The organism is Sphingopyxis sp. Geo25 (assembly GCF_949769135.1).
In the GTDB taxonomy this organism is placed as follows: domain Bacteria; phylum Pseudomonadota; class Alphaproteobacteria; order Sphingomonadales; family Sphingomonadaceae; genus Sphingopyxis.
Genome location: NZ_CATKOZ010000007.1, coordinates 154,798 through 181,779 on the forward strand (window position 1 = coordinate 154,798; position 26,982 = coordinate 181,779).

Below are 26,982 nucleotides of genomic sequence, written 5' to 3' on the forward strand. Positions count from 1 at the left end.
GAAGAGGGAATGTCGGAATTGGGGTGGGGAGCGGGCGTCTCCGATCCTCCCCGTGCCGGGGAGGATCGCTTATGTCCAATTCCGGTCGGTTTTCGGACCGCCCGCATTCCCCGCTTTTCCGATGCCTGCCATCGGAACCCAAACCACAAGCGCCTTGGTCACACCGCGCGCGGGTTTCAACTTGCAACTAACCGCGCGGCATGATCAAACAGCGCCCGCAGATCATAAGGGGAGACGGGTCATGGCCACCGCGATCAAGCAGGATATTGCCGGCGAAACCGCGCGGATGCACGAAGTGCTCGCGGCGCAGAAGGCGAGCTTTACGGCTGCGATGCCCGAAAGCCTCGCCGTGCGGACCGACCGGCTCGACCGCGCGGTCGCGATGCTCGTCGATCATGCCGAGGAATTCGCCAAGGCCGTCAGCGAGGATTTCGGCCACCGCAGCCGCGAACAGACGCTGATGACCGATATCATGCCGTCGGTCAGCGCGCTCAAGCACGCGAAAAAGCATATGGCGGCCTGGTCGAAGGGTGAGAAGCGCAAGCCGACTTTCCCGCTCGGCCTTCTCGGTGCGAAGGCAGAGGTCGTCTATCAGCCGAAGGGCGTCGTCGGCGTCGTCGCGCCGTGGAACTTCCCCGTCGGCATGGTCTTCGTGCCGATGGCGGGCATCCTCGCGGCGGGCAACCGCGCGATGATCAAGCCGAGCGAGTTTACGGAGAATGTCTCGGCGCTGATGGCGCGGCTGGTGCCCGACTATTTCGACGAAAGCGAGATGGCGGTGTTCACCGGCGATGCCGAGGTCGGGATCGCCTTCTCGAAGCTCGCCTTCGACCATATGATCTTCACCGGCGCGACGGGCGTCGGGCGGCACATCATGCGCGCGGCGGCGGATAATCTGGTACCCGTGACGCTCGAACTCGGCGGCAAGTCGCCGACCTTCATCGGGCGCAGCGCGAACAAGGATCTCGTCGGCCAGCGCGTCGCGCTCGGCAAGATGATGAACGCGGGCCAGATCTGCCTCGCGCCCGACTATCTGCTCGTGCCTGAGGATCAGGAAGGCGAGGTGATCGACAGTGTCGTCAAGGGTGCGACCGCGCTCTATCCGACGTTGCTGTCGAACGACGATTATACGTCGGTGGTCAACGGGCGGAATTACGACCGTCTGCAGGGCTATCTCGCCGATGCGCGCGAGAAGGGCGCCGAGGTGATCGAGGTCAACCCGGCAAGCGAGGATTTTGCGAGCGCGAACGGCCACAAGATGCCGCTCCACATCGTCCGCAATCCGACCGACGAGATGAAGGTGATGCAGGAGGAAATCTTCGGTCCGATCCTGCCGGTGAAGACGTACAAGACGATCGACGACGCGATCGACTATGTGAACGAGCACGACCGCCCGCTCGGCCTCTATTATTTCGGGCAGGACAAGAGCGAGGAGGACCGTGTGCTGACGCGGACGATCTCGGGCGGTGTCACGGTCAACGACGTGCTGTTCCACAATGCGATGGAGGATCTGCCCTTCGGCGGGGTCGGGCCGTCGGGGATGGGCAATTACCACGGGCTGGACGGCTTCAGGACCTTCAGTCACGCGCGCGCTGTTTACCGCCAGCCGAAGCTCGATGTCGCGGGGCTCGCGGGCTTCAAGCCGCCCTATGGCAAGGCGACCGCCAAGACGCTGGCGAAAGAACTCAAGAAATAGCTTGGCAAGCGGCGGCGCTTCGCCCTAGGGGAAGCGCCGCGCTTTCGGCACCATGCCGATGCTGTGCCCCTGTGGTGAAATTGGTAGACGCGCTCGACTCAAAATTGCGTTTAGCCTAATAAAGTAAGCCAAAAACAACGCAAAATCAATAGTTTGAGCAAGGACGAGACCTCCAAAAAGACTTACACATGTCTTACACATTTTGGAGTTCTTTCAATGCCGACAGAAAGCCATCTGCTGATGGATGGGGCGCTGCACGTCTATCGGCGTGAGAACAGCCGCTACTGGCAATGCTCGACCTATCTTGGCAGCCGCAACCACCGGCAGACGACCAAGGAGGTCAGCCTTGCTGCCGCCAAGGATTTCGCGCGCGACTGGTATATGGAGCGTTGCGTCGAGGACCGCCAACGCCGACGCGGTGGTGTTGCCTTGCTGGACGGCACCGTCCAGCCCCCGATCGCCGGAACCGGCGCGCCGACCGATGGTCGGCGTCGGCGAACGCCGACTGGCCCCAGCTTTAAGGATGCCGCAGATGCTTTCACCAGCGAGTTCGAGGTAATCACGCTGGGCGAACGCAACGCGGAATATGTGGCATCGAAGTCAGATCACATCCGCGTGCACCTGTTACCCTTCTTTGGCGACACCGCGCTTGAGGACATAACGGCCGGCAAGGTGCAGGAGTATCGGGCGCACCGTCAGACATCGAGGCTCGATCCCAGAACCGGCAAGCCGAAGAAGCCAGCACGTGCGACCTTGCACGGCGAGATCGTCACGCTTCGGCAGGTCTTGAAAACCGCCAACCGCAAGGGCTGGATTGCGGCAATCCCGGATATGTCAGCGCCCTACAAGACGTCCGGCAAGGTGGAGCATCGCGCGTGGTTCTCGCCTGAGGAATACAAGATGCTTTATGAGGCCACGCGCGAGCGGGCGAAGAACCCGCCGAAGCCGCGCTGGCGTGAAGTTTGCGAGACCTTCCACGATTATGTTCTGTTCATGGGCAACACCGGACTTCGACCCGATGAGTCCGCTCGGCTTGAGCTGCGAGACGTCACGATCGTGAAAGACGAGTCGACTGGCGAGCGCATCCTGGAGATCGAGGTGCGCGGCAAGCGCGGGGTCGGCTTCTGCAAGTCGATGCCCGGTGCGATCCTGCCCTTCGAGCGCGTTCGCAAACGCAAGGGGCTCAAACCGACCGACCGGATATTCGGGAAATCGCCGCGCGAATTGATGAACACCGTCCTCGACGAGCTGAATCTGAAGTTCGACCGCGATGGCCACATCCGCACCTGCTACAGCCTGCGGCATACCTATATCTGCCTCCGATTGCTCGAAGGGGCGGACATTTATCAGGTCGCCAAGAACTGCCGCACCAGTGTCGAGATGATCGAGAAGTTTTACGGACGGCACTTGAAGAACAACATCGACGCATCCGCCGTCAATGTTCGCAAGGCTAAGCCCCCGAAAGTCGCCGTCCGAAAGAACGCATTGATGCCAGCAACCTAAGCCAAATAGCTTATGTTTGCCGTTGCGTGTTTTGATGGCGGCGCTATAGGCGTCTCCCAACGCGGGCGTGGTGGAATTGGTAGACGCGCGGGATTCAAAATCCCGTTCCGCAAGGAGTGTGGGTTCGATTCCCACCGCCCGCACCATCCAAGATAGCAGGCTCTGAAAAGTCCACCGCACGGGGGACAGGAGCCTGCATCAGCGGACGCCCCAGGGTCGCACGGCCCGCGCTCCGCTGCGCGAAATGACAATCGAACGGCATTGTCATGCTGGCACTTGGCAACCCATCCGGGATGCGGCCATCGCCACAAATCGACGACGCGAAGCGACAATTGTCCTTGATGATTGATTGGCTATCGCTTTATCAATCATAATTGGCCTATATCGTGATTGATAGAAGGGCATCCTATCGATCATGAGCTGGAATTGGCAACTTCCCGACTGGCCTGATTTCCGCTTCGACGCGGATCGCATCCGCGCGTCCGAAGAGCAGTTCCTGAAAGGCTCTGGCGTCGTCATTGGTGCCCTCCACCACCTCGACACTGATGAGCGCGATGGGTTGACTATCGAACTAATCTCCCAAGAGGTTGTCGATAGCTCTGCCATCGAGGGCGAGATCCTCGACCGTGCCAGCGTCCAGTCGTCGCTCGCACGGCATCTGGGCTTTGCCACCGACCAGCGCCGCGCAAGCGCGGCAGAGGCCGGGGCCGCCGAACTCATGGCCGATGTTTATCGCAATCATGCTGAGCGGCTCAACGATCAGACCCTGTTTGCGTGGCACGCGATGCTAATGAATGGTCGCCGCGATATTGCCGATGTTGGCCGCTATCGGACGCATGAAGATGCAATGCAGATTGTGTCGGGCGCACTCCACGAGCCGCGAGTGCATTTCGAGGCTCCGCCGTCGGATACCGTCCCGATGGAAATGTCCCGCTTCATTGCGTGGTTCAATGACAGCGCGCCTTCGTCACCAAACCCGCTTCCCGCGATCACCCGTGCGGCGATCTCGCACCTTTGGTTCGAGAGCATCCATCCCTTTGAAGACGGCAATGGCCGGATCGGTCGCGCGATTGCTGAAAAGGCACTGGCCCAAAACCTCGCGGCACCGACACTGACAGCGCTCGCGGAAACGATCCATCGTCACCGCAAAGCCTATTACGCTGCGCTTCAGCTTGGCAGCCAGAGCAACGACATCAACGGCTGGCTGATATGGTTTGCCGATATTGTGATCGAGGCGCAGGCGCGAACGATTACCCGAATCCGATTCCTGATCGACAAGACGCGGCTGCTCGATCGCTTAGGCGGCGCGATTAACGAACGTCAGGAAAAGGCGCTGCTTCGCATTTTCCGTGAAGGACCGGATGGTTTCGCGGGCGGGTTGAGCGCCGGAAATTACCGGACGATCACCGGAGCTAGCCTTGCCACCGCGACACGAGATTTGAACGACCTGATCGAGAAGGGAGCGCTATTCCGAACTGGTGAGCGTCGCTACGCGCGCTATCGACTTGTGCAGGACATTGTTGCGGAGCCCCACTAAACGGGGCGACGATCCGGAAGAATGCTTCGGAAATCCTTGTAATCCAAGCGAATCGGACGACTGATCGAGGCTCAGTCCAAAGATCATGAAACTGCGTCTATGTTGGTGAAACACCTCGCATTTTCACCATTGGGCTGTTAATCGCTGACACTGATTGGGGGGGCGCGCGCGTGAACATTTTTGACTTGGATAAAGCGCTCGTTGACCGCTACGCTGCTTTCGCACGATCATTTTCTACTATCAAAGCGCCAGATATTACTGAGCAAGTCAACGCGATATATGATCTCGGGAAATTCTGGCCAGACCCACTTATAACGATTAACCCCCATTTTGAGCAAGGTAGCTCAATGGATCAGTTGGCCGATGATGGCGTAGTTGATCCAGCTCTCCGCCAAATATTTGCTTTTGGCCAAAAAAGAGCGCCGGTCACACTTCACCGGCATCAAGAGCGCGCTGTTGCAAAGGCGCGAAATCAAGAGAGCTTTGTCGTCACAACCGGAACTGGCTCGGGAAAATCGCTCTGCTTTTTTGTGCCCATTGTTGACGCAATTGTGCGGGCGAGACGTGCCGGTGAGCCACGTCGCACACGCGCCATCATAATTTACCCAATGAATGCTCTCGCTAACAGCCAGTTGGGAGAGATCAAAAAATACATCGATGACTCGGATATTGACGAGAATCTACGTCCGACGGTCGCACGATATACCGGCCAAGAAAACGACGCTGAACGGCGGGAGATTGCAGAGCGAAAGCCTGACATATTGCTCACCAATTTCATGATGCTCGAATTGCTCATGACGCGCCAAGACGGTCTTGACCAAGCTGTGATCGGGAACGCGCAGGGCTTGGAATTCTTGGTGCTGGATGAGCTGCATACATATCGCGGCAGGCAAGGCGCTGACGTTGCGATGCTCGTTCGTCGCGTCAAAGAGCGTCTGAGTGCCGACAAAAAGCTAATTTGCATCGGCACGTCTGCAACCATGTCGAGTTCGCCAGACGATCATGAGCGGGCTGTGGCGGTATCGGATGTCGCCACCAAATTGTTCGGCGTTCCGATCCCTGCAAGCTGTGTGATTGATGAGTCGCTCAAACGTGCGACCTCAACCGCGGTGAAGATCGAAACGATGGGCGAACAGTTGCGGGCTATCGTGCAGCAACCGATCGCCGAGAATCTGACGGATCAGCAACTAGAAGCTCATCCGCTAGCATGCTGGATTGAAACCCAGATTGGGCTTCAAGAGGGAGAGAAGCTGCGTCGGAGACCGCCAATCACGTTGAAAGCGGCGGCTGAAGTTTTGGCCGCGCAAACGACATTGCCTTTGGCCCACTGTTTAGCGTCACTCGCTAAAATGCTCGCATTGATTGGTAAGCCGGAAGTCGAGCGCGGCGGGGCGAGCCAGAGGGCGTTTCTGGCCTTCAAACTCCATAGATTTATTTCGGGTGCTGGGCGAGCATATGCGACGCTTGAGCCCGTCGGCATTCGGCGCGTCACGTTGGATGGCCAGTTATTCTTGCCGGACGACCCCGAGAAACGACTTTATCCGCTCTTTTTCTGCCGCGAATGCGGCCAAGAGCATCATAGCGTTTCGGTTGTAAATGATCTGGTTGGACAACGTGTTGTTGCACGCGCGATTGATGAACCCGCCCGTGACGAACCAGAAGCTGATGGAACGAGAACCGGGTTTCTTGTGCCGGCATTCAATGTCGAATTTTCTGGAATTCCCAGCGACTACCCCGATGATTGGCAGGAAGTAACGGCCTCCGGACAGGAGCGGCTCAAATCCTCGCATCGTGGAAAACATGATGGTGAATTGCTCAATATCTTAACCGATGGAATAATTGGCTCCGAAGGTGAAGCCGCTTGGTTTTTTCCCGGAAAATACCGCTTTTGCCCAAGCTGCAAACATCAACCTCCGCAGCAAGCGCGTGACATAAACAAATTGGCTGGCCTTTCGGCGGAAGGGCGCAGTTCGGCGACGACGTTGATCGTATCGGTGATTTTGGCATGGATGGAACGCGATGGGTCACTCGACCCTCACACTCGTAAGTTATTAGGCTTCACTGACAACCGCCAGGACGCGGCACTTCAAGCAGGGCATTTCAACGATTTCATTTTCGTAACGCTATTACGTGGTGCGATTCTGCGAGCCGTCAACGATGCTGGCGAGAAGGGCTTGGCTCCTGCAAAATTTGGGGAAGCCATAAGGCGCGCATTGGGTTTTGAACTGGAGATACCTGACCGTTTGGCAGACTGGATGCTCGATCCGAATGCGAAAGGTTACAGCAATCGGCAGCAGGCAGAGGAAGTAATGAATGAAGTGCTTGCGCATCGCCTTTGGTCTGACTTGCGCAAAGGTTGGCGTTATACAAATCCCAATCTTGAAGAAGTGGGGCTTATTTCCGCCCGCTTTCCGGGTCTCGATGACCTCATAAGCGACGATTCTGAATTTGCTGAGAATTCGTATTTGAGCGCTGCCTCGTTGGATCAACGACGTAAGCTCTATGAACTCCTCTTTCAGCACATGCGCCAAGGGCTTGCTGTCGCGACGGATGCCTTGGATCGGCAACGTGTCCTGCAAACTGCTCAAGAGTCGCGCCAGAGGCTGTGCGACCCTTGGGCCATTGATCGTAATGAAGAGGATGGATTGCGCGAAAGCGGATTCTTGATGATCAATCCGCCAAAAAAAGACCAGTCTAAGGTGATCGACGATATCTTGATCATTCGCGCCGGATGGCGGACAAATTTGGGCAAAGCCCTTCGCGATAAGGCAATCTGGGGCGAAGTGCTGCCGAACGCAGACTATGAAGAAATGCTGACCACGCTTTTGCAGGCAGCAGAGGCGCATCAGGTAGTAAGACGCATTTCTTCGGGTTTCGATGCTCCAGCATGGCGTCTGTCACCATCGGCTTTGCGACTGTTTCCGGCGAACAAGCGGGCCGATGAAAAACGAGAAAATCCGTTTTTCCGTGATCTCTATACCCAAATCGCCGCCATGCTGAATCAGCCAGGCGGGTTGCCATTCTCGTTCGAGGCCCGCGAGCACACCGCTCAAGTCGATCATGAAGTGCGAGCTTGGCGTGAAGATCGTTTTCGATTTGAAAAAGACGATCAGTTGCGCATCAAACAAAATATTGACCGGATGCGCGAGCAAGGTGAGCCCACAGATTTCCTGCCTGCGATGTTTTGTTCGCCTACGATGGAATTGGGCGTTGATATAAGCGCGCTTAATACCGTTTATATGCGCAATGTGCCGCCAACACCGGCTAATTATGCTCAGCGATCGGGCCGTGCGGGACGGAGCGGGCAAGCGGCGCTTGTTGTCACATATTGTGCTGCCCAGTCACCCCACGATCAGTATTATTTCTCTGATCGTCAGGCGCTTGTTGCAGGCGTGGTTCGTCCGCCTGCACTTGATCTCGCGAACCGTGATTTGCTGACCAGTCATCTACACGCCGAATGGCTGGCAGCAGCTTCCGTGCCTCTCAAAGCCTCAATCCCTGAGAATTTAGATATGACGGATGCGGCGCTCGCTGTCCTGCCGGAGATCCGTAATCGTTTTGAGAGACTGTCCAAAAGCGGAGCGGCCCGACCGATTTTGAAGCGGCTTGTCGAGGCAATGCTGCCAGCAATTGTGCGGACAGACGCGCCGTGGTTGGACGACATTGACGCTTTTGTATCTGAAACCGATGGCACCGCTACAGAGGCTTTTTCCCAGACTTTTGACCGCTGGCGAAACCTTCACCGCGGTGCACGGCAAGAGCAAGAGCTTGCTCACGCCATACAGCAAAAAACGGGTTTGATGGCCGGAGAACGCACGGCGGCCGCCACGCGCTATCGTAATGCTTCGCGAGAGCTTGAAATTCTGGAGCGAGGTCGAGCGTCCAATGGCTCCGACTTCTACTCCTATCGCTACTTGGCAACCGAGGGCTTCCTACCAGGCTATAATTTCCCACGGTTGCCGCTCTATGCCTTCATCCCCGCCACCCAGAGTTCGGTTCTACAACGCCCGAGGTTTCTAGCTATTTCCGAATTCGGGCCAAACAGCCTGATCTACCATGAAGGCCGTGCCTATCGAGTGACAAAGGCGAAATTGCCCGCCGATGGCCGTGCGGACAATGGCCAGCTCACAACTTCAACCCTGATTCTTTGTGCTGAATGTGGCGCTGCCCACGACGACGAATTGCTGGAGCGGTGCCATGCTTGCGCTGCATCACTTGGCGGTGTGGATCGAATAGATACCGTTTATCGCATTGATAATGTCGAAACATCGCCGTCAGCCCGCATCACGGCGAATGACGAAGACCGGCAACGCCGGGGCTTTGAAATACAAACGGTTTTCCAATGGCCTGTGAAAAATGGCGTTACCGACATCAGGCGTAGGTTAGTTACGTCTAACTCAGAGCCACTTTTGTATGTTGACTATGGCGCAAGCACGAAACTCTCTCGCATAAACAAGGGGCTTAGGCGGCGAAAGTCGAAGTCTATCTTCGGATTTTGCATCGAACCTCAAACTGGCCGCTGGATGAAGGACAGCTTGAACGGTGCAGACGATGACGGCCCTGACGAAGGCGATGTCGCTAGTGCAAAAGTGCAGCGTATTGTTCCGATCGTTGAAGATCACAAAAACGCGATGTTGCTTCGCCCTGTAGCGAATCTCACTCAGGGACAGATGGCAACCTTGCAGCACGCACTGATTCGCGGAATTCAGATCGCGTTTGAATTGGAAGAAGGCGAATTGCTTGGTGAAGCACTACCAACGCGAGATTGCCGAAACACCATTCTGCTATATGAGGCGACTGAAGGCGGCGCAGGGGTCTTGAACCGCCTTGCATCGCAGCCGCAAGCTCTGCCTGAAGTGGCGCGTAAAGCCCTTGAACTGATGCATTATCAGGGGCCGTTTTCCCCCAGCACCATCGCGACAAACGAAGATGCCTGTGTGGCGGGATGTTATCGCTGTCTTCTCTCATATTTCAATCAGCCAGATCACGAACTGATTGACAGGCGAGATGATGATATTGTTGAATTTCTGTGCGCTCTCGCGACTGCGGATGACTCAGATTCTGCAGGTGAAATGCCCGGCGATGCTTGGCACAGCGCTATTTCAGCTTGGGGACTGACTGCTCCGAGTGCCTTGAAGATAGGCGGGATTTTATATCCTTTATACTGGCCGACCAAGGACGTCCTCGGGGTGGCGGGCGAAGCTCCGCCCGAGCTTGTTGAACAAGCTGCGGCATTGGGTATTCTTGAAATTATAGAGCTACCGATCGAGCCCGGCATCGAGCCTCCAACCAAGCTACTAGCCGCATTGGCAATGCTATGAATTTTTCACCTGGCGATCTGGTTCGCGCACGCGGTCGTGAATGGGTGGTGCTGCCATCGTCCGTCGATAATCTGCTTACCATCAGGCCACTATCCGGCGCAGATTCTGATTCTCAAGTGATTGCACCGGCTCTGGAGGCCGTGCCTGTTACGCCCGCAAGTTTTGCAGCTCCAACGACAGACCGCATAGACACACAGGACGGTGCGCGTCTGTTGGCGGATGCACTGCGACTTTCGCTCAGACGCGGGGCCGGCCCCTTCCGTTGTTCAGCACATTTGGGCGTCGAGCCGCGCGCCTATCAACTTGTTCCGTTGATGATGGCGCTAAAACTCCCGACGGTGAGGCTGTTGGTTGCTGACGACGTGGGCATTGGCAAGACGATTGAGGCCGGACTGATTTTGCGCGAAATGCTGGACCGCGGCACGGTGGATAGCTTTTCTGTGCTTTGCCCGCCTCATCTTGTTGACCAATGGGTAAGCGAACTCGCCGAAAAATTTGACATTGATGCTGTCGCCGTCACTTCCTCTAAAGCTCGCGGACTAGAACGAGGGCTTCCGACGGCTCAGAGCCTGTTTGATGCTTTCCCGTTTAGCGTCGTCAGCCTCGATTATATTAAAGCCGATGGTCGCCGCGACGAATTCGCTCGCGCATGTCCACCGCTAGTTATCGTAGATGAAGCCCATGCCTGTGTTGGCGGCGAGCGGGGAAAGCAGCAACGCTATGACCTGCTGCAACGTCTGGCGACCGACAATAACCGCCATATGCTGTTTCTGACAGCAACGCCGCATAGCGGGGATGCAGGTGCCTATAATCGCCTTCTTGGACTCGTGCATAGCGACCTGGGAGTAGGAGCGGAAAGTGGCGATACCAATGCTCGTGAACGCTATGCTCGCAGACTTGCACAGCATTTTGTCCAGCGTCGGCGTCCTGATATTCAAGACGGCTGGAACGAGGTTCGCGCGTTTGCCAAACATGAAGCCAAGGAAGCGCCTTATTCACTGACCGGCGATTTCGCTTCGTTTCACGAAGACGTGCTTGATTACTGTTTGGCCGTCACCGAACGGGCAGGCTTTGACCAACGCACACGCCGGCTAGCTTTTTGGGGAACCCTTGCGTTGATGCGTTGCGTTGGTTCTTCACCCGCCGCAGCGGCCAGCGCGCTTACCAACCGGCTGAGCGGAATCGCCGATATAGACACCATCGAACCGACAATCTTTGATGCCGAAGATGGTCTCCTTGATGAGAGTGACATCGAGCCTGCCACCGCCAGTGAAAGCAACGAAGAATGTGCGGCCCTAGAAAGTCTGATTGCCCAAGCTCATCGCCTCGACGAGCGCCGCGATGAAGATCCAAAGGTACGGCGATTGCAGGGCGAACTCAGACCGCTACTGAAAGATGGCGTAAAACCAGTCATTTTCTGCCGCTTCATCGCGACTGCGGAGGCGGTTGGTGCGGCTCTGCGAAAGGCGTGGCCCAAGGCCAAGATTGAGGTTGTTACCGGCACGCTCACTCCCGATGAGCGTCGCGCGCGGGTCGATGCCCTCGAACCCTTTGAAAACCGCATCCTTGTTGCCACAGATTGTCTGTCAGAAGGGATAAACCTGCAATCCTTGTTCGATACTGTAGTGCATTACGACCTGAGCTGGAATCCAACTCGGCACCAGCAACGAGAGGGGCGGGTGGATCGTTTCGGCCAGCAAGCGGCTATCGTTCGCTCGATCATGATGTATGGTGACAATAGCGCAATTGATGGCGCTGTTCTGAATGTCATCATCCGCAAGGCCGCTGAAATTCAAAAGGCAACAGGCGTGAACGTGCCAATGCCTGAGGATCAGGAAGGCGTTGCCTCTGCGCTTATGCAGGCGGTCCTTCTTCGTAAAGGCGGCAGCACAGCGCAATTCAGATTCGATTTTGGCCCTGATGTCGAACGCCTCGACACGAAATGGCGGGATACGGCTGACAACGCGAAGGCCAGCCGGGCGCGCTATGCCCAAGGCGCACTCAAACCCGATGAGGTCATACCGGAATGGCGCAAAATGCGCGCGCTCAACGGCGGGCCAGAGGAAGTGGCGCGCTTTACGGGCCGTGCCCTCAATCGCGTTGGCGCGCCACTCGAAAAGGTGAGCGACCACCGCCTCGTCCATCTGGCAGCGCTGCCAGATGCGATGAAGGAACGGCTTGAACTTCGCGGGCTGAAAGGCACGCGCAAGATTGCTTTCACCGATAATCCGGCACCTGGGGTTAGCTATGTTGGCCGCGTTCATCCGCTCGTCGCGACGCTCGCTGAAACCTTGGCAGAGGGTGCGCTTGATCCACTTGGCTCGGAGAACAAGGCCTTGGGGCGGGCGGGCGCTTGGCGCACGAATGCCGTTGCCGAGATGACAACCCTTCTCCTCCTTCGCCTTCGCTTCCAATTGGTAACGAGCGGCCGCACCAATCGCTTGATTTTGGCGGAAGAGGCGACCGGTATCGCCTTCTCAGGAACCGGCAATATCGCTTCGCTTTCCGGCATAGAAGCACTTGCGCTTCTTGAAGCCGAAGCCTCCCAAAATCTGGAAAGCGATACGCGCATCCGCCATATCGACAATGCCAGGGGCCGGATTGCGGGATATTCAGAGGCTATCGCCGACTTCGCCAACGAGCGGGCGATGGCGCTATCCGAGGATCATCTTAGGCTCACGGATGCAGCAGGTGGCGGTGTTTCCGTGAAAGTGACGCCTGTATTGCCCGCCGATATTATCGGACTCTATGCCTTGCTGCCCGGTGTGCCGGCGTGACGCGCCCGCAAAAACGTGCCGCCGATATTGGCCTTGCTGCGATCAGTGTGGAAGGCGGACTCATCGCGCCTGAACAACTTGCTGTCATCGCCGCTGCCACGCCGGATTTGAAAACCGCCGCTGAATATGGCTGCCCGAAAGGCACCAGCCTGCGCGATGAAATCACGCGCTATTTCCGGATCGGCCAAGCTCATTGGCAGGGATATGCGCGTATCGAATCCCCCACTGTCACCCAGACGGCGGCCTTCGTTAAAGCTTTGCTGGAGGAAGCGTTTGGATTTGCGCTGACTGGCCCACACACTCATGCGCGCGATGATCACCGTTTTCGTATTGCGTGGGAGGCAAAAGGCGGACGAGTGCCTATCGTCGTCGCAGCGCCTATCGACGGCGGCGAAGCATTCACAAAATCGCTTCCTGAATTTGGCGACGGGGCCGATGGGCGAAGTGCGCGGCGATCACCTGCCATCTTGCTGCAAGATTGGTTGAACGCCAGTCCTGAGTTTTACTGGGGACTTGTGTTCGCTGGCGACCGGGTGCGGTTGATGCGGGACAATGCCAGTTTCACCCGTCCTGCCTATGTCGAAGCCGATATTGGCGCGATTTTCCGTGATGAAATGTTTGCGGATTTCACGGCCCTTTGGTTGTTGATTCACTCGAGCCGGTTCGGGGCGGAGGACGCAGGCCCGAGCGACTGTGCTTTGGAGCGATGGCGCGAGGCTGGCCAACGGGCAGGCACCGCGGCGCGTGACCGTCTGCGCGGCAATGTCGAGGATGCGCTTATAGCCCTGGGCCAAGGTTTTCTCGACGGCAATCCCGCCCTTCGTGGGCGGCTTGATGACGGCAGCCTCTCCATGCAAGCGTGGTTCGAGCAATTGCTGCGGCTCGTCTATCGGATGATTTTCCTAGCCGTCGCCGAAGACCGCGACTTGCTTCATCCGCCAAGCGCCACGAAAGCCGCGACCGAACTTTACGCCAATGGCTATGGCTTCGCATATTTGCGCGATCGCGCCGCGAAGCGCTCATCGCATGACCATCATCATGATGCGTGGGAGGGGGCGAAGATTGTCCTCCGCGCACTCGAACAGGGTGAAAAGCAGCTTGGCTTGCCCGCTCTGGGCGGGCTGTTCGCGCGCGGGCTGACGCCCGATCTCGATGCCGCCGCTCTACAAAATCGGAATTTCCTGACCGCCATTTTTCGCCTGTCGTGGCTGATCGAGGAAGGCCGCCGTGTTCGTATCAACTGGCGCGATATGGCGACCGAGGAACTTGGCTCGGTCTATGAGGGGTTGCTCGAACTCGTGCCGGTGCGCGGCGATGATGGGCGCAGTTTCGCCTTTGCTGGCGGCGCAGAGGCCAAAGGCAATGCCCGCAAAATATCGGGCAGCTATTACACACCCGATAGCCTTGTTCAAACCTTGCTCGACAGTGCGCTAGATCCCGTGCTTGAGCGCGCCGAGGCCGAAGGCGGCGTTGATGCCATTCTTGCGCTGGACGTCATCGACCCTGCCTGTGGTTCGGGACATTTCCTGCTGGGTGCAGCGCGGCGCATGGCGACGCGCGTGGCGCAATTCAGGGCGAATGCCGACGGCATCGATGCGCCGGATTATGCGCGCGCGATGCGTGATGTTGCCCGCAACTGCATCCACGGCGTTGATCGCAATCCGATGGCGGTTGAACTCGCCAAGGTCGCGCTGTGGATCGAAACCGTGGAGCCGGGCAAGCCGCTTGGATTCCTCGATACCAATCTTGTCTGCGGTGACAGCCTGCTTGGTATTTTCGACTTGAAGGCGCTGGAAGATGGCATTCCAGACGATGCCTACAAACCGCTGACCGGCGATGACAAGGAAACTGCCGTCTGGTTCCGCAAGAAGAACAAAGCCGAACGCGAAGGTCAGGGCAGCTTTGATTGGGCGGCGGGCGGCGGTGGCGGATTGCCGCCGGCGAAGCTCTCGACGGACATGGAACATTTGCGCGATCTACCCGAGGATACGGTGGCGGACGTGGAAGCCAAGCGCAGTCGCTTTGCCGCTTGGGTGCGAGACCCCAAACGCTATGCAACCAAGGTCGCCTGCGATCTTTATGTAGCTACGTTCCTTATTGCCAAACGCGGCGGCATTCCGGCCAATGCCAATAGCGCGATGATCCCGACGACAGCGGCGGTGCGCGCCAAGCTGAGCGGCGCGCAAATTTATGTACCGTTGGAGGCAGCAGCAGTGGATGTGGCGGAGACGGCACGGGCACTGCATTGGCCGCTCGCGTTTCCCGAAGTGATGATCGGCAAAGGCGGGTTCGATGTCGTGATCGGCAATCCGCCCTGGGAGGTCGTCCAGCTTGGCGAGGAGGAATATTTCACTTCGCGCGTTCCCGAAATTGCGTCACTCAAGGGTGCAACTCGCAAGCGCGCGATTGCGGCGCTGGAGGCAGAACAGCCCGAAATATTTGCGCAGTTTGAGAATGACAAACGTGGCTTCGATGCGATGAACGAATTCGCAAGAGCGAGCGGACGTTTCGATCTGACAGCGCGAGGGAAGGTCAACACATACGGTTTGTTCGCTGAACATTTTCTGGGGTTAGTCGGAGCCGAAGGGCGAGCCGGTGTGATCGTGCCCACGGGCATTATCACAGATTTTTCATCCAGCGCTTTTTTCAGTTCCGTTGTTGGCGAAGGTCGGCTTGTGTCATCTTTGGCATTTGACAATGCCAAGCGAATTTTTCCTGCCATTCATCCGGATACGCCCTTCACGCTTTTTACGGCCGGTGCCAACCAAGAGTCAGCCGAATTTACCGCGTATATCCTAGAGATGGACGACCTCGAAGACGTTCGGCGACACTACTTTCTCACCCCGGCGCAGATCGCTGCAATCAATCCAAACACAAAAACCGCACCCGTTTTTCGCGCGCAGGCTGATGCCGATCTTACTGCCAAAATCTATGCCCGCGTTCCGGTGCTGATCGAGGAGGATAAGGGTGTCAACGGCAGCCCTTGGGGTGTCGAGTTCCGCCAAGGTCTGTTTAATATGACGTCAGACAGTGCGCTATTCCGCAACGCACTTCAGCTCCGAGCTGCGGGGTATGAGCGTGACGGGCGAGATTGGGTCGGCCCGGCGGGGACAACCCCAAAACAGACTGCGCTTGACCTGTTGGGCGGCCATGACGCCGCTCATCTTGATCTCTCTACCGGCGGCGCAAGACCGACCGACCGCTATGTGCCGCTCTATGAAGCAAAGATGATCCACCAATTTGATCATCGCTGGGCAGGCTATGATAACAGCGGTGAGACCAGCAGCGATGTTTCGCTCGTTGAAAAAGTCGATGCTGATTTTGAACCTTGCCCCCGCTATTGGGTTCGGGAAGGTGATGTAGGAGACCGCATACGCAGCAAAAATTGGCTACACGGCTGGCTGATGGGATGGCGTGATATTACCAACGCCACCAATGAACGGACGATAATATCCAGCCTATTTCCTGCAAGTGGTGTAGGTAATAACTTGCCGCTGATGTTCTTCGATCAATCCATAGACTGCCGGAGACTTGCCGCACTGATTGGCAACCTCTCATCCCTATCGGCCGATTTTATAGCACGGCATAAAGTTGGTGGAACTCATCTCAATTTCTTCATCTACCAACAACTTCCTATCCTCCCTCCAACGGCTTATACTGCAAGTGACCTTGCCTTCATCGTTCCGCGCGTTCTCGAACTCGCTTACACGAGCCATGCGATGGCTCCCTTTGCTCGCGACCTCTGTTATGAAGGGCCGCCCTTCGCCTGGAACGAAGATCGCCGAGCGCAACTCCGCGCCGATCTCGACGGTTGGTATGCGCGCGCTTATGGCCTGTCCCGCGATGAACTTCGTTATGTCCTCGATCCGAAGGAAGTGATGGGCGAAGATTATCCGAGCGAAACCTTCCGCGTCCTTCAGAAAAACGAAATCGCCAAGTATGGCGAATATCGCACGGCGCGACTGGTGCTGGCCGCTTATGACCAATTGGCAAATGCCGCGCCGGATTTGAGTGCAGTGGCTGATGACGCATGGGATCACCGCATCGACGCAGCCGTTGATCTTCGACACATTTTCGCCGCGATCATGAAAAGGACGGTTGGCCCCGTCTCGCCGCTAGATGTGCGGCTCGCGGCGTTGTTCGCGGCCAAACCGCATTTGCTGATGCACTATCTTTCGCCCGATCAGAGAATTCAGTGGCGACGAATTGTCGGTAATCAGGCCGATCTACAAGCCAGCACGTCTGTTGCCGCATTCAGCGGGGCAACACCTACCGCTTTCACCGATGCAATTGACCAGCTGCGCGCCGAACGGTCGATACTCTACGATATGCAGGCTCGCACATGGGATCGCGGTGCAGCAATATACCATTATGCCGCTCTCGGCTGGGCGGATGGCCGTGCCGACTTCGTCCTTCACGCGATGCGCAGCATAGCGACCAACACGGCGGTTGCCGCCTTGCCACAAGAAGAGAGGGACTGGATTGCCATCGCAGCCTGATCTTCTCGCAATCACACTCGATGACGTTGTGCCAGCACCGGACCAATCCGGGCCGCGCCTGTGGGTGCGACGGCTGGTGATCTGGGGCGGTGTGGGGAACGTGATCCGCGACGTTACCCTGCGGCCGGGATTGAACATCATCTGGTCGCCCGATTCCGGGAAGGACAATGAGGCAATGGGGCATGGGGGTGGGAAAACCAGTTTTTGCCGCCTGCTGCGCTATTGCCTGGGTGAGAATAGCTTTGGTTCTCAGACTCTGCGAGAGATGATCGCTAGGCAGCTTCCCGATGGTTATGTCGGGGCCGAGATTGTTCTTGATGGCGAAACCTGGATTGTCGTCCGCCCTATCGGCACCGGCAACCGCCACTATTGCGCGAAGGGTGAAGCGCTCGACGACGCCTTTGTCGGGGATATGGCCAACACGGGCATTGCGGCATTTCGCGATGCGGTAACGCAAGCGTTGATGACAGAGGCTGCAAGCCGGATGCCCCTTTTGCATCCTTCCGAAGAAGCGTGGGAAGTTACGCTTGCTTGGCTAACCCGCGATCAGGAATGCCGTTTGCTCGCTGCGCTCGACTGGCGAGCTGCACAAACCCAGTCCCAATCCGCTTCACGGCAACGGCAACTATCGAAGGAAGACCGGCTCGTCATTGTCCGGTTGCTTATCAATGCACTTTCTGCCGCCGAAATGACGGCGGCGAAAGCGGCGCGCGACCTCGGCGGCAAGATTGAGCAAGCGCGGAACCAGCGCCGCCGCCTTGAATATCTTGTCGAAGATTTGCAGGCTGGCTTGTCGCAGAAATTTGGCGGCATCGACGCGCAGCCTGATTTCTGGAAAGAAAAGGCGACTGAGGTTGCCCAAGCGGTGGAGTCCGCTGTTGACCCAGAACTCCAGGCCAAATTAGTCAAAGCCCGCTCGGATAGGGCGGCAGCGGAGAAGGCACTCCAGCCGATCTACATTCGGCTTGCGGAGATCGACAAGGAATTGGCGTCGAAGGGCGAATTTAAGAAGATCCTCGATAACGCAGCGGCCAAAGCTCATACCCATGTTTACGATGTCCAAAACCCTGTCTGCAAAACATGCGGGCAAAAGATGGATCAGGCCGCTCAGGATTTTGTGACGGAGCGCCAACAAGAGAAGGACGATGTGGTCGGCCAGCTCACTTCGCTGGCGAATGACATCAGCGGCCTGACCACGGAAAAAGACAGCCTAAAATACCAGCAGGCGACAGCCGAGCAAGGTCTTGCGCCGCTTGCTGATGCCGTTATCAAACTCGAAAAAGCGTTGATCGAGCAATCGAAACGTCAGTCCGAAGCGAAGGGCGACGTCGCCATGAGCACGCGATACACAACGCATTTGGGCGAGTTGCAAAGCAGCGCGAAAGCCATTGAGGAATTGACGGCGACGCAGGGCGAAGAGACCCGCAAGGCGACTGAGCAACGAAATGCGTCCCTTCAGACCGTGGCACGCCTCTCGCTCTTGTTCGACGCGGTTCTCAAATTTTTGATTCCCGATGGTGCCAGCGGCACGATCAATCTGGACCAAAACGATTTGAACCTGCGCTTGCAGATGGGCGGGGAACGATCAACCGCGGCGGTGGATTCATTGAAGATCGTCGCATTTGATCTTGCCGCTCTGCTCCTCACAATTGAGGGGCGCACCCAGCTTCCCGCATTCTTGATTCACGACAGCCCACGCGAGGCAGATTTGGGACTTTCGATCTATAATCGCCTCTTCATGTTGGGCGATAAGCTGGAAGGCATGGGACCGTCTCCCCTCTTTCAATATATCGTGACAACCACGACAGCACCTCCCGAAGCATATCGCAAGGAGCCTTGGCAACGTTTGGAACTGCATGGCGCGCCGCCTGACAAACGCCTGTTTGCGGCGGACTTGTAATGAAGATCACCGATTCCACCGCATCGCGCCTCTATGATTATCCATTCGCACTTGCCTCGGAATTGCGCGATGCCGCCAATGAACACGGATACCGTGTTGGCCCGGAACAAGCAGCAGGTTGGATATTCTTCCGATCCGCATCAGCTCCAGGTGAAATCGCCGTAGCGGCAACAGCGGCGGGAATGGCTGGCCCGTTCTTCTTATCCGTCGAACATCCCGGTGCCGCCCGTGAAATGGACGGCGACCTAGCTACACCTTGGGCAAAGGGGCATGCCGCCGCGTTCACATTCGCCAATCGTGACGCATTCTTTGGCGGCGTTAGCCAAGCCTATCGGCTGTCAATGAGCCTGCCGACTTTGCCACTGGAAGAATATCACAAGGACATCGCTCATCTTGGCGACACTGAGGCTGATCGCGTGCAAAAAATACGGATTGGTCAAGACCGTTTCCGTTCGGCTTTGATGAGCTACTGGAATGCCACTTGCCCACTTACCGGCATCAATGACATTTCCTTGCTACGGGCGTCTCATATCGTCCCGTGGGTAGATTGTGACAGCGACGGTGAACGACTGAACGTATATAATGGGCTGCTCCTATCTTCACTTTGGGACGCTGCGTTTGACGCGGGTTTGCTGAGCTTCGACGATAGCGGGCGTGCGATTCCTTCACCAACGCTAAGCGACAAGGCCAAAACCGAATTGCGTCTGGATGATGTGAAGCCGCTCATTCTTTCTGATGAACATCGTCAAAGACTTGCATGGCACCGCGCAAACAAATGGGTATCTGCGTAAATTGGGGGGCGCTCCCCTGCGGGCGACCCGCTCTATTCGCTGCGCGAACCAAGCCTGTAGTCTTGGCCCTTCGGGTGACGATCGGGAGCGTCGAAAAATGAGCGGGATTTTCTAAGGTCGCACTCTTTCCCGCTGCGCTCCTTGAGGGTGCGGAGTCTATGGGCTGACCCGCTGGCGCTCTTGCCTCCCTCCTTGCCGCGCGAGCGCCGGCCGCGCATTCGTTTTGACGGGCGGCGCTGCGCCGATGGCGCAACATCCTTGCCTTCGCTCTGCTTGCCGTCACGTCGCCCGTCGGCGTCGCGCCGTGCAAGGGTGCCGTTGCCTGTGCCGCGTTGCGACTGAGGGAGGCTGATCGCCTCCGTTCATTTAATTGTGCGGGAACGCCAAGGGCTTTGCCCTCTCGTTCCCAAAGCAGAATAGCCGCCCCCGTGTGGCGGTCGCTGCGCGCCCGCTGGCCCGCGCCAGGGCGTCGATTCAGCTTTCCCTCCCCCTCCCATCCTCGCCGGAAGGCAGAGCCGCATGCCGCAGGCAGTGCGGCTTTCAGCCGAGGAAGGAAGGTTTCAAATGACCGATTTACTCTTGAACTATCGTGCTTGCGGCGCGGAGTGCCGCGACGATTATTTGCGCGGTGTCGCCAACGAGAACGGCTTGCCGCTGGAGTGCGTTCGGAAGATCGCCGACCGGCTTGGCGAGCGCGAGGATTTCGGGGCGCTTATCCTGATTTGCGAAGGGCGTCGGGGGCGGGTGCAATGAGCGCGACCCTCACCAGCCAGCGCGAGCGCATCGCCCGTTTGAACGACATGGCGCGGCGAGCGATGGGCGTTGCCTGTACCGTCGTTGCGACAGTCGGGTTTCGTTCGCTGCCCGATGCCGATCAATCCTGTGTCCGTGAATTGATCGAGACGTTCGACGCCTTCGACGAGGACAACGACCCGCACGGCGAACGCGATTTCGGGACGATCTACCAGATAGCCGATCGTCGCTGGACGACCGAGCGCCCGCGATTGCGCGAGGATGAGCTCGAACGGGTGTTCTGGAAACTCGATTACTACGACCGCCAGATGGCGTTCGCCAGCGACGACGCGGCAAATCCCGCCGTCACGCGGCGCGTCCTGACCATCATGCTGTCCGATGAATATTGAGCGGAGCCAGTGGCATGAAACGCAAAGACCTTGCCAGCGTCACACCGCCCGACCCCGATCAGATCATAATTGCGGGCATCGCTCCCGTCAGCATGGGCGAACGTCTTGGCTGGCTTGCCGCGCAACCGATGCAGCCCCGCCGTGAACAGCGCCCGCTCGACATCGGGTTTTGGAACCCGATGCGCGACCAGCTTGAGATGTTCTGACTTGCCCGTTTACAACCATTTTCAGGAGTGTTTCCGATGACCCTACAGACCGTAAAACTTTCGCAGCTTCGTTTGTCGCCGCTCAACGTGCGGCGCGTAAAGCCCAAAGCCATCGACCAGCTTGCCGCCGATATGCTGGCGCATGGTCAGTTGAAGAACCTTGTCGTTTACGCCGAAGGCAATCGCTTCGAGGTTGCCGCCGGAGGCCGTCGCTATCGCGCGTTCAAGCAGCTTGAGAAGGCCAAGGCGATTTCTGCCAACCATCCGGTCAGTGTGGACGTGCGCGATAAGGCCGAGGCGGTGGAACTGTCCTTGGCCGAGAATGTGAGCCGTGAGGATATGCACGTTGCAGATGCGGTGATCGCTTATGGCGATCTTCGCACCGAGGGAAAATCGCCCGAGGATATTGCGGCACGGTTCGGCGTGGCGCTGTCCTACGTCAAGAAGGTGTTGCGCTTGTCTGCATTGCACCCCGATGCACTTTCCTGTCTGGCGCGCGATCAGATCGGCATGGAGGCGGCACAGGTACTGACCCTGACCGACGATCACGGTCGCCAGCTTGAGGCGTTGAAACGGTTCGGTAATAGCGCCCACCAAATCCGCCGGATGCTGACCGAGGAAAAGATCGGCACGGGCCATGCCCTGTTCCTGTTCGTCGGGCATGATGCCTACGCCGCAGCGGGCGGGACGATCACTGCCGACCTGTTTGCCGAAGGGGGTGACGGTTATGCCGACCACCCGGAACTGGTCGAGACGCTGGCCACCGCGAGGATGGCCGAGGTTGAAGCGGGCTATCGTGCGGAAGGCTGGAGCGATGTTCGGGCATCGCTCGAACGACCGGACGACTATTACAACTTTGTCACTGTCCACGCCGAGGGGAAGCGCGAGCCGACCGAAGCCGAACAAGCCGAGCGCGCCCGTATTCAGGACGCGGCGGAAGCGCGCCTTGCCGAACTGGGCAAGGGCAACCAGTGGGGCGACCAAGTGTTCAATGGGCTGGAGCGCGAAGCCCGCATCCTTGAAAATCGCCTTTGCGTGTTCACCGACGCGCAGAAGGCAGACAGTGCGATGGTGCTGTTCGTCGGCAATGGCGGCGAGATCGAGGCCAAGGCCATTCGCACCAAGCGGATTGCAAAAGGCGGCAGCGGCGATGCACTCGCCATCAAGCCCGATTATTCGGGGGCGATGATCGAGACATTATCTAAGATCAAGACGCTGGCCGTGCAGGAAGCAGTTGCCACCAATCCCGCGCTGGCGCTCGACATCTTGCTCGATTGTCTTGTCGGGCAGGGCATTCACCGCGAGCCAAGCTATTACTCTCCGCTGTCGCTTCGGCTCGAAGGGTTCAACGCCGCCGTTCCCGACGACATGATGACGATGGCAGACATTGCGTCGGTCGATGAGATTGGTGGCAGCGACTTCGCCGCCATGCCCGAGGTCAACCGGTTCGGGGCCATTCAGGCAATGGACGCTGACACCAAAGGCCGATTGCTGGCGCTTCTTGTTGCGCGCCAAATCAACGGCGGCGAACCGTCGGGCTCGCGCCGTGACCATCGCCACCAAAGGTTCGACCAGATCGCCTTCGTCTCTGGCGTCGATATGGTCGCTAAGTGGCAAGCGCCGGTCGCTTTTTACGACCGGCTCAAAAAGCCAGTGATTGCCAAGATCATGACCGAGGCGCTGGGGAAGGCCGCTGCCGACAATTGCGCCAAGATGAAGAAAGGAGACCTTGCCGCTGCCGCCGCCGAGCGGATGGCAGGGCGCGGATGGCTGCCGCCCGCGCTTGTGATCGCGGAGCCACCCGTCGAGGTGGTGCAGGAGATCCCGGCGTCCGACGACTACGGCGACGAGGACGACGAAGCCGCCGAGTTTGAGGAGGAAGACGCGGCTTGATGATCGAGAGGGCGGGCCGAGCGGCCCGCCCTCATTTTCTTGTTCCCGTATCCCCCGTTCAAGTGTTCGCGCGGCCCGTCCCTGCTGGACGGGCGCAGGCCGGTCGTTCCTTCCGGCCTGAAATCGGCCCGGCAGCTTATGGCTGCCGGGCCGATTGCGCGCGAAGGATAGCGAGAGAGCCGCTTCGCGCTTTACCACAAAGCGGATTTGGGATCTCGGGAATCGACCATTTCTCGCCATTTCAAAACCAAGGCCTGAATGACCGCTAGTGCGACAACCTGTCACTCGCTATCCAGAACGCAAGGGCAGGGGAACACGATGAAGCGATTATTCTCGCGCCGCACGACGATGGCGGCGATCGATATATTTGAAGGCAGGGGCCACTATCACGCCCATCTGACCGCCTTCCTCACGGACCTTGGGCCGGACGTGTACACGCAGATTCGGACGGAACCGACCAGCCTCAAGAACCGGCTGAGCGACCTGAAGCAGTTCGTCGATCTCAATCCCGGCGCTGATGTGGACGGCGAACCGCTGGTCAACCTGATAGTCCAGCGCGCCGCGGGCTTCCTTCCGACCGAGCCGGAACATAGCTGGTCCAAGACACCGAAGCTGTCGCCGGAGATGGAAACGTTCGTGCGCGTGCTCGATATGGACGGCTATGCGGTGAGCGACGGCATGTTGCGTCGCACCTTGCCGACGGACATCGGCTTGCCCGAGACCGAATCCGAGCTGATGCGGCTGATGAGCAAATATGCGCTGGAGACGCCAAAGGGCCATTTGCAGCAGGCGCTCGACGCGCATGCGCGGGGCAACTGGGCGGGCGCTAATGGCCAGATCCGCACCTTCTTCGACGCGCTGTTCGACGCGATCGCGGAAGGGATTGATTCTTCGGCCTCGGCACTCGGGACCGGTCACCCGCGCCGCACGAAGCTCGCCTCGCATGGATTTCTCAGCATCCCACTCAACGAGTGGGACAATGACGGGAGAGGCTATATCAACGGGCTGGTGAAGCGGCTGCATCCGGCGGGGCCGCATCCGGGCCTATCGGACGAAGATGACAGCACATTCCGCCTGCATACGGTCCTCTTGACGACGACCTTGCTCCTGCGCCGTCTCGACAAGATAATGAACCCGTAACGGGCAGGGCGAGAAGGGGACGGGATGGCCGGGTTTAGACTGATCAAGGGCGCCTGGAACGACGAGATTCTGGCGGCGCGGCGCGCGAACCCGGGGCGCCTGCGCATCATCTGCCCGTTCATCAAGGCCAAAACGCTGACCCGGATTCTGAAGGCGACGAAGTCGAGCGAGATCGAGGTCATCACCCGGTTCGACCTCAACTGCTTTGACCAGGGTGTCTCCGATCTTTACGCGCTCCGGCTGATCATAGAAGCCGGCGGCAAGGTGCGCGGCGTGCGCGGCCTTCATTCCAAGCTCTATCTGTTCGGCGGCACCTCGGTAATCGCGACCAGCGCCAACGTCACGGACGCGGCCTTTGACCGCAATCATGAGTTCGGGTTCGCGGCCCACGAACTCGACATCGTTGAGACCTGCGAGCAGTATTTCGAAGATCTCTGGAAAGACGCCAAGCCGAGCCTAACGCGCAAGCAGCTCAAGACTTGGCGCGCCATGCTGGACGAGCGGCGCGGCAAGGGCGGCGGAGCGAAGCAAGGCCCGCCCCTCCCCGACTTCGGCGCTAATATTGATTTGCGCAGCCCATTCGCGCCGACGGGCGATGCAGCGCCGCAGGAGAACAACGCCTTCATCAAATTCTTCGGCTCGGCCGACCGCCGGGCGCCGCGCACCCTCGCGATCGACGAGCTCGTCGCCGAGAATGGCGCCAACTGGGCCTGCACCTACCCGGAATCCAAGCCGCCGCGGCAGGTTGAGGATGGCGACGTGATCTATACCGGACGCCTCGTTCACAGCCCGAATGACCTGTTGATCTTCGGCAGGGTGATCGGGCGCAAACATCGTGACGAGGAGGACGTAGCGAGCGCAGCGGAGATCGCGCTCCGGCCCTGGAAGGCCGACTGGCCGCGTTATGTGCGCGTCCACGGCGGTCGCTTCTTGGATGGGACGCTCGCGGATGGGATTTCGATGTCCGAGATGATGACCTCTCTCGGTGCCGACGCCTTCGAATCAACCCAGCGTAATGCAAGGGACAAGTCGGGCAACACCGACCCATTCGCCTCCTACGGCCGCAAGGCGCATATGCTTCTCACCGATCGGTCGCGCGCTTGGATCGAAGAACGCCTCGAAGCGGCGCTCCGCCGCCATGGCGAGATCGACCTCAGCGAAAAGCGGTTCCGGGCACCCGCTTGATGGCGTTTCCGGGCGCCGCTAGCGTCGCGTTGAGTGGCAACGAAGGGGGCCGCGATCGAGGGAGATCGCGCGTGGGAGGGTCTCCTTCCGTCCGTCCACCGCTGTAAGCAGCCTGTCAGGAGGCCACCCCAATCCCGGCCATACGGCGATCGTCTAGCCGCCCCCTTGTCGATATGGGTCCCGCTTGAAGTCAACGCTGCCGGTGATGATACCGCTCCCGTGGTTTACCGGATGGATGTGATAGATTGAAGGTAGCGGCGCAGCGCGCAGCGCTAGCGTCCGTGTGGGCGGTGAGATTGTTCGGGTGAACGCGGCCTGACGGTGCCGTGGGTGGCGGTTGAGCTGGCACCGGCTGTGATATTGCAGACCTCGGTGTCGATACGGCCAGAACCAATCGGGCGAAGGGTCGGCAGCTTCTCTTGCCCGGCTTGGCAAGGCGATTTCTTTGTTTGCCGGTTCCGTGGCCGCGCGCGTCGCCTCATACGATCAAGCAAAAAACCGGCCACCCCCCTACGCCCGCCAAGGCGGGCGGGGCGCCCTACGGTTTCCACCCCGTTGCATAGGGCGGAGCCTCCGTTTTTTGGCTGGATCGCGGCTCCTTCGCGGCCCCCTTGAAGACCGTCAGGAAATCACCCTGCAATCCAAGACGGAGTAAGACCCATGCAGAACATCGCAGAATTTCGGATCATCGGCCGCATCGGCAAGGTCGAGGTCAAGGAGAAGGTCACTTATCTTTCGGTGGCCTCGAACTACAACCGCAAGGACGGCGACGACTGGAAAACCGACGTGCACTGGAACAGCGTTACGCTGTTTGACAAGCTCGCCAAGCGTCTGACCGCCAGCAAGGGCGACCTCGTTCACATCACCGGTCGCGTCCGCCAGAACCAATATGAGGCAGGCGGCAGCACCCACTACGGCGTCGATCTGATCGCCGAAGGCATCGCCATCCTCGCCAAGAAGGACGGCGGCCCTGCCGATGACGAAAAGCCGGACTGACCACCCAGCGGGGCGGCGACAAGCCGCCCCGCTTCTTCACTGCGTCCGATGCTGCCGATAAGGCAGGCCGAGGCGGCGCGCGGCACCAACGGGGTTGGTGTCGCGCGCCGCCGTTTTTTTGCGCGTTGATGTCGGCAGGAATGGGGGCGGTCGGTTGGTCGCTCTGTCGGGATAGTGTGGCCAATGCGGCTCGCCCTGGCAGTAGTATCCGGGGGAGGCCTGTACGCTGTCGGCTTCTTCACACGGCCAGCGACGCGACCGGAGGAATGGGTGCAGGCTGATTACTATGGGCGCTATCGCTCGTGTCGAGCTGCCGAGGATCGAAGCGATGATTGGGCGATTCTGCCTTCGTTAGTTTGGGAATTTGTCGGTTATTGTCTTGATTGCAGGATATGC

At 58.5% G+C, this 26,982-nt stretch carries 15 protein-coding genes and 1 tRNA gene; all 16 read left to right on the top strand.

What is annotated here, in order from left to right:
• The first annotated feature begins 241 nt into the window (after nt 1-241).
• The 16 genes from QOL68_RS16525 (at nt 242) to QOL68_RS16600 (ending at nt 26,586) form a co-directional block, all read left to right on the top strand.
• On the top strand, nt 242-1,696 hold the full coding sequence (locus QOL68_RS16525; protein WP_282950144.1) for a coniferyl aldehyde dehydrogenase: 1,455 nt from the start codon (nt 242-244) through the stop codon (nt 1,694-1,696).
• Between the two features lie 216 nt (nt 1,697-1,912).
• Nucleotides 1,913-3,199: a site-specific integrase gene (locus tag QOL68_RS16530; protein WP_282950145.1), complete on the top strand. Its 1,287-nt coding sequence runs from the start codon at nt 1,913-1,915 to the stop codon at nt 3,197-3,199.
• Nucleotides 3,200-3,260: 61 nt separating this feature from the next.
• Nucleotides 3,261-3,345, top strand: a tRNA-Leu gene (locus QOL68_RS16535).
• Nucleotides 3,346-3,614: 269 nt separating this feature from the next.
• On the top strand, nt 3,615-4,736 hold the full coding sequence (locus tag QOL68_RS16540) for a Fic family protein (protein WP_282950146.1): 1,122 nt from the start codon (nt 3,615-3,617) through the stop codon (nt 4,734-4,736).
• A gap of 170 nt (nt 4,737-4,906) precedes the next feature.
• Nucleotides 4,907-10,057, top strand: a complete 5,151-nt coding sequence (locus QOL68_RS16545) for a DEAD/DEAH box helicase family protein (protein ID WP_282950147.1) — start codon at nt 4,907-4,909, stop codon at nt 10,055-10,057.
• The gene (locus QOL68_RS16550; protein ID WP_282950148.1) at nt 10,054-12,834 is read left to right on the top strand and encodes a DEAD/DEAH box helicase; all 2,781 of its coding nucleotides are present in this window, start codon (nt 10,054-10,056) and stop codon (nt 12,832-12,834) included. The genes QOL68_RS16545 and QOL68_RS16550 overlap by 4 nt, the downstream gene beginning before the upstream one ends.
• Nucleotides 12,831-17,333: an Eco57I restriction-modification methylase domain-containing protein gene (locus QOL68_RS16555; protein ID WP_282950149.1), complete on the top strand. Its 4,503-nt coding sequence runs from the start codon at nt 12,831-12,833 to the stop codon at nt 17,331-17,333. The genes QOL68_RS16550 and QOL68_RS16555 overlap by 4 nt, the downstream gene beginning before the upstream one ends.
• Nucleotides 17,317-19,233: a hypothetical protein gene (locus QOL68_RS16560; RefSeq protein ID WP_283404330.1), complete on the top strand. Its 1,917-nt coding sequence runs from the start codon at nt 17,317-17,319 to the stop codon at nt 19,231-19,233. The genes QOL68_RS16555 and QOL68_RS16560 overlap by 17 nt, the downstream gene beginning before the upstream one ends.
• The gene (locus QOL68_RS16565; protein WP_282950151.1) at nt 19,233-20,024 is read left to right on the top strand and encodes an HNH endonuclease; all 792 of its coding nucleotides are present in this window, start codon (nt 19,233-19,235) and stop codon (nt 20,022-20,024) included. Before QOL68_RS16560 ends, QOL68_RS16565 begins: the two co-directional genes overlap by 1 nt.
• A gap of 519 nt (nt 20,025-20,543) precedes the next feature.
• Nucleotides 20,544-20,777, top strand: coding sequence for a hypothetical protein (locus tag QOL68_RS16570; protein WP_282950152.1), 234 nt, complete (start codon nt 20,544-20,546; stop codon nt 20,775-20,777).
• Entirely contained in the window at nt 20,774-21,166 is a 393-nt protein-coding gene (locus QOL68_RS16575) for a DUF3768 domain-containing protein (RefSeq protein ID WP_282950153.1), read from the top strand. The genes QOL68_RS16570 and QOL68_RS16575 overlap by 4 nt, the downstream gene beginning before the upstream one ends.
• Before the next feature lie 14 nt (nt 21,167-21,180).
• Entirely contained in the window at nt 21,181-21,372 is a 192-nt protein-coding gene (locus tag QOL68_RS16580; protein ID WP_282950154.1) for a hypothetical protein, read from the top strand.
• A gap of 36 nt (nt 21,373-21,408) precedes the next feature.
• The gene (locus tag QOL68_RS16585) at nt 21,409-23,265 is read left to right on the top strand and encodes a ParB/RepB/Spo0J family partition protein (RefSeq protein WP_282950155.1); all 1,857 of its coding nucleotides are present in this window, start codon (nt 21,409-21,411) and stop codon (nt 23,263-23,265) included.
• Nucleotides 23,266-23,613: 348 nt separating this feature from the next.
• Complete coding sequence (locus tag QOL68_RS16590; protein ID WP_282950156.1) at nt 23,614-24,405, top strand: hypothetical protein; 792 nt, start codon at nt 23,614-23,616, stop codon at nt 24,403-24,405.
• 24 nt (nt 24,406-24,429) lie between these two features.
• Entirely contained in the window at nt 24,430-25,590 is a 1,161-nt protein-coding gene (locus tag QOL68_RS16595) for a phospholipase D family protein (protein ID WP_282950157.1), read from the top strand.
• A gap of 660 nt (nt 25,591-26,250) precedes the next feature.
• A complete protein-coding gene (locus tag QOL68_RS16600; protein ID WP_282950158.1) occupies nt 26,251-26,586 on the top strand; it encodes a single-stranded DNA-binding protein in 336 nt (111 codons plus the stop codon).
• Nucleotides 26,587-26,982: the final 396 nt, after the last annotated feature.

Coding starts and splice junctions, on each gene's coding strand:
- QOL68_RS16525 (WP_282950144.1), top strand. CDS start 242: ATGGCCACCGCGATCAAGCAGGATATTGCCGGCGAAACCGCGCGGATG.
- QOL68_RS16595 (WP_282950157.1), top strand. CDS start 24,430: ATGGCCGGGTTTAGACTGATCAAGGGCGCCTGGAACGACGAGATTCTG.
- QOL68_RS16575 (WP_282950153.1), top strand. CDS start 20,774: ATGAGCGCGACCCTCACCAGCCAGCGCGAGCGCATCGCCCGTTTGAAC.
- QOL68_RS16565 (WP_282950151.1), top strand. CDS start 19,233: ATGAAGATCACCGATTCCACCGCATCGCGCCTCTATGATTATCCATTC.
- QOL68_RS16530 (WP_282950145.1), top strand. CDS start 1,913: ATGCCGACAGAAAGCCATCTGCTGATGGATGGGGCGCTGCACGTCTAT.
- QOL68_RS16540 (WP_282950146.1), top strand. CDS start 3,615: ATGAGCTGGAATTGGCAACTTCCCGACTGGCCTGATTTCCGCTTCGAC.
- QOL68_RS16580 (WP_282950154.1), top strand. CDS start 21,181: ATGAAACGCAAAGACCTTGCCAGCGTCACACCGCCCGACCCCGATCAG.
- QOL68_RS16570 (WP_282950152.1), top strand. CDS start 20,544: ATGCCGCAGGCAGTGCGGCTTTCAGCCGAGGAAGGAAGGTTTCAAATG.
- QOL68_RS16590 (WP_282950156.1), top strand. CDS start 23,614: ATGGCGGCGATCGATATATTTGAAGGCAGGGGCCACTATCACGCCCAT.
- QOL68_RS16585 (WP_282950155.1), top strand. CDS start 21,409: ATGACCCTACAGACCGTAAAACTTTCGCAGCTTCGTTTGTCGCCGCTC.
- QOL68_RS16600 (WP_282950158.1), top strand. CDS start 26,251: ATGCAGAACATCGCAGAATTTCGGATCATCGGCCGCATCGGCAAGGTC.
- QOL68_RS16550 (WP_282950148.1), top strand. CDS start 10,054: ATGAATTTTTCACCTGGCGATCTGGTTCGCGCACGCGGTCGTGAATGG.